The organism is Nocardia higoensis NBRC 100133 (assembly GCF_000308595.1).
Lineage (GTDB): Bacteria > Actinomycetota > Actinomycetes > Mycobacteriales > Mycobacteriaceae > Nocardia > Nocardia higoensis.
Genome location: NZ_BAGA01000033.1, coordinates 1 through 4,048, shown reverse-complemented (window position 1 = coordinate 4,048; position 4,048 = coordinate 1). Strand labels below are relative to the sequence as shown.

The following is a 4,048-nucleotide window of genomic DNA, read 5'->3' as shown; positions in this document are numbered from 1 at the left end:
GGGACTGCCGAAAGGCGAACTGCTCGAAGCTCTTTTCGCGACCACTGCTCGGCACGCCGTACGGCGCGAACATGCTGATCGGCTCGGCCACGAACCCGAACAACTGGTGATCGACCTGCGCCGGGTGGACTGCTTCACCTACCTCGACTACGTCGAAGCGCTCAGCCGGGCGAACGACCGCGACGAGTTCGTGCGCGCCCTCGTCGAGACCCGCTATACCGGCGGGCAGGTCGATTTCACCCACCGCAAGCACTTCTTCACCGACTGGGCGCACACCGACCGGATCGCCGCCACCGACGTCACCGCCTCGCTGAGTCCGGCCGCGGTGACGGTCACCGAACACCTCAACGCCAAGGCCGACGGCAGCGTGTACCTGCCCGGCCTGCCCGTCGTCGAGCGCGACCTGACCTACATTCCGTCCGAGCGCGTCGACCGGGACGTCCTCGCTGGCCTGCGCACCGGCGACTACCTCGGCGCCTACGCGGGCACTCCCGGCCTGGACGTCACCCATGTCGGCATCGTCGTCCGTGCGCCCGACGGCGGCCTCTACTTCCGCAACGCCTCCTCGCTGGCCGGCAACGACGCTGTCGTCGACAGTCCGCTGGCCGACTATGTCGCCACCGTCCCCGGCATCATCGTCCTGCGGCCGCTCTGATCCCGCACGCGGCCCGATTCGATGCCGCCGGGTGCTATCCGGGCACCGGCACAGTGTGTGCGCGATCCGGGTGATCCGAACATCTGCGGTGGCGGCGACACGGACCGCGAGCTTCGATCGGATCGAGCGAGGCCGCCACGGCCGCCGATACCGGTCAGTTCCGGACGGGCACCTCGGCGACGCTGTCCGCGACGAGAGCGGTGACCGGTTTGGGCGCGGCAGCACAACTCGCCTGACGCGGTGCGTGGGCGACCGACCGCGCGGTGACCCGCCACCTGCGCCCGTCCCGGTGGGTGACCACCGCGGCGCCCGCGTATCCCGCGCCGGCTCGCCCGGCCCGGTCGAGATCGCGCTCCTCGCGCGCGGCGGCGCGACGCACAGCCGGTTCGTCCGGCTCGGTCTCTACGGTGAGATCGTCGAGACCGGCACTGATCCGTTCCCGGACAGCGAGTTCGGCGACCTGCTCGAGCGGCGTGTGCCCACTGCGCCCCCGTAGCCCGGCCGTCGACACCGCGCCGCGGTCGGCGGCTTCCACCGCCGCCGCGGCGGATTCGACGTCCACCCGCCCGTAGGTCAGCCCGCTGGGCAGCAGCACCATGGCCGGCGCGAACCGATGGCCACCGGTGTGCGAGCACTCCCACACCCGGCCGGGATGCGCCGCGGCCAGGCTCGCGGCGATCGGGCGGCCCAGGCGCGCGCAACACCGGTCGCGTTTGCCGTGCGCGCATACCAGCACCGGCGCCTCGGTCACCGGCTCGCCCAGGCCGGGCGGCGGTCCGTGGCACACCGACAGGTCGATGTCGAGCAGCTCGTCGAGGTCGTCGATGCGCAGGCGTTCACACCACGCGCCGACCGGATGCGAGGCGGCCAGCAGTACGGTGCGCGCGCCGGTGAACTCGTGACGACCGGGACGGCGGATCAACGTGGGGCGGACCTTCGCCGCCGAGGTGCGCGCCGCGAGCTCGGCGGTGATGCGCGGGCCGAGCACCTCGTCGCCGAGCACGTCGCGCCCCCACGCGCCGGGATGCTCCACACACAGCCATCCGCCGACGCCGGTCGCGGTGCCGGGCAGGGGCACCTGCGCCGACGCCGTCGAGCAGGGCAGTCCCGCGAACTCGTTCATCGGCACTCCACCGGGGAGCCCGCCAGGAAGGGCAGTACCGCCTCGGAGAATTCCCGGTGCCGGTCACGGTGGATGCTGTGCCCGCAGGTGAAGTCGGCGACCGTGCAGTCCCTCAGCTCCTCGACCAGCATCGCCAGGCGTCCCGGATCGACCATGCCGCCGGGGCCGCCGCGCAGCACCAAGGTCGGCGCGGTGATGCCGGAAAGCCGTTCCCACCACCGCGGATGCGGCTTGTGGAACTGCTCGAGCGCGACCGCGGTCATCGATCGGTCGAACGACCACATGGCGCGTGGATGACGTATCAGGCTCGTCGCCGCGTGCCACAGTTCGGCGGCCGTGGGCAGCCGGCGGGAGAGCGACAGTTGCTCATTGCCGGAACGCAACGGCAGCGGGCATTCCTCGAGCACCAGCCTGCCCACCAGCTCGGGACGTTCCTGGGCAACGCACGAGACCGCGTAACCGCCCAGCGAATGGCCGACCAGGTCGACCCGGTCGAGTTCGAGGTACTCGCACAGCGCCGTCAGATCCGCGCCGAACTCGTCGAAACCGTAGGTGGCGGCGCGAGCGCTGCGGCCGTGCCCGCGCAGGTCCGGGATGATCACCCGGCGGCCCGCCGCCAGCAGGTGACGGGCGAAGCGATCCCAGGTGTGGCCGTCGCCGCCCATGCCGTGCACCAGCAGCACGGGCGCACCGGACGACGGTCCCGACTCGCGGTAGGCGATGCGGACCTCGCCGGTCGTCATGTGGGCAAACGTCGAGTTCACGAGTGAAGTTTACGGGGCTCACCGGCCATCGGGCCCGCAGCAGGCGGCCGGGCACGCCTCGACCGAGCGTGCGGTCTCGGTCGGCCATATGCGCTTGGGCGGCTAGCCGTACACACCCTCGGCCTGCCACACACCGTCGCGGCAGCTCAGCAACAGCACCCGCTCGTCCTCGCCGGGAGCGCTGATGCCGACCTGGGCGCGCGCGGCGAGCGCTGATCGCTCGCCCGGCCGATCCTCCCGGCCCGACCGGTGATCACCGCCCCACCAGTGGTCGTCGACCACCCACGGTCCCGCCCAGCCGGTCAACCACCAGCTGCGGGCGCCCCAGCACAGCCGGACCGGATCGGCGGAGAACAGTCCACGAGCGGTGACCTCGACGGGCACACCGTCGGCGTCGAGCAGCCGCACCTCGGGCCGATCGACCAGCAGCACCGAGGGGGCGGGTTCGGGCAGCCTGCCCGGCCACGGCTGTCCGGGATCGGCCGCGGGCACCTGTTCGTCGCCCAGCGCGACCAGCGTGACGCGCTCACCGGGACCGCGCCCGCCGCTGAGCACCCCGATCCGCACGGCCTCGCCGCCGAGCAGGCCCTGCACCCGGACCAGGGCGCGCCTGGCCCGCTCGTCGTCCTCTCCCGTGCCGCCCCACAACCCGAGCTGCAGCGCGCCCGCCCGCACCACCTCCACCGGCGCCAATCGCAGCGCCGTGACCGGGGCGGCCCGGCGATCGGCGCGGGTCAGCCAGCCGTCGAGCTGCCAGCGCACCCGGTCGGCGGTGTCGGCCGGGGTGAGCGGCTGGGCGCACCGCCAGATCCGGGAGAGTTGTCCGCCCGCTTCGGTTTCGGCGGTCACCTCGAGCCGGGTGCAGGCCAGCGACGCCGCGGCCAGCCCGGCATGCAGTTCGGTGGCGAGCATCCTGCCCACGAAGGCGGCGGCGTCGACCCGGTCGAGCGGCGGATCGCAGCGATGCTCCACCGCCAGCTCGGGCGGCGGCGTGCGCGCCGAGGGCGGACGTTCCGGGACCGCACGGGCGAGGCGATGCGCCAGCACGGCATCGGTACCGAAGCGGGAACCCACCTCGGCCGGACGCAGCGCCGCGAAATCACCCACCCGGCGCAGCCCGAGCCGGTGCAGCAGATCGACCAGTTCCGCCCGATCCGGCCCGGCCAGGCTCGGCTCCACGGCCAGCTCGGCGACCGGCAGCGGCGCCAGGAAATCCGCACCGGCCCCCGGCGCCACCAGCACTCCGCGCCGGGCGGCGAGCACCGCGGTGGACAGTTCGTCGGCCACCCCGACCTGTGCCTCCACCCCGGCCGCGGCGACCGCGTCGACGATCCGCTCGGCGGCCGACTCCTCCGATCCGAAGAACCGGGCGGCCCCGCGCGCGGCGAGCACGAGCAGTCCCGGCCGCAGTACCTCGACCCCGGGCACCGTCGCCTCGACCGCGGTCACCACCGGATCGAACAACCGCGCATCCCGATCCGGATCGTCCTGGGCCAGGAACAGATC

The 4,048-nt window shown here is 73.2% G+C and carries 4 protein-coding genes; 1 reads left to right on the top strand and 3 read right to left on the bottom strand.

Annotated elements, in window-relative coordinates; translation table 11 throughout:
• On the top strand, positions 1 to 655 hold a 655-nt coding region (locus ON26_RS04255; protein ID WP_306307236.1), incomplete at its 5' end, for an N-acetylmuramoyl-L-alanine amidase-like domain-containing protein.
• A gap of 154 nt (positions 656 to 809) precedes the next feature.
• Here ON26_RS04255 and ON26_RS04250 read toward each other — a convergent pair.
• From ON26_RS04250 to ON26_RS04240, 3 genes are all read right to left on the bottom strand, one after another.
• Positions 810 to 1,778 carry a ferredoxin family protein gene (locus ON26_RS04250; protein ID WP_040794648.1) on the bottom strand — a complete coding sequence of 323 codons (969 nt, stop codon included), beginning with the start codon at positions 1,776 to 1,778 and terminating at the stop codon, positions 810 to 812.
• A complete protein-coding gene (locus ON26_RS04245) occupies positions 1,775 to 2,521 on the bottom strand; it encodes an alpha/beta fold hydrolase (RefSeq protein WP_040794647.1) in 747 nt (248 codons plus the stop codon). Before ON26_RS04245 ends, ON26_RS04250 begins: the two co-directional genes overlap by 4 nt.
• Before the next feature lie 123 nt (positions 2,522 to 2,644).
• Positions 2,645 to 4,048: DNA polymerase Y family protein (locus ON26_RS04240; protein WP_040794646.1), on the bottom strand; the 1,404-nt coding region annotated here is incomplete at its 5' end.

Bases quoted from the DNA above. Each gene is read 5' to 3' on its own strand.
- ON26_RS04245 (WP_040794647.1), bottom strand. From the start codon at position 2,521: ATGACGACCGGCGAGGTCCGCATCGCCTACCGCGAGTCGGGACCGTCG.
- ON26_RS04250 (WP_040794648.1), bottom strand. From the start codon at position 1,778: ATGAACGAGTTCGCGGGACTGCCCTGCTCGACGGCGTCGGCGCAGGTG.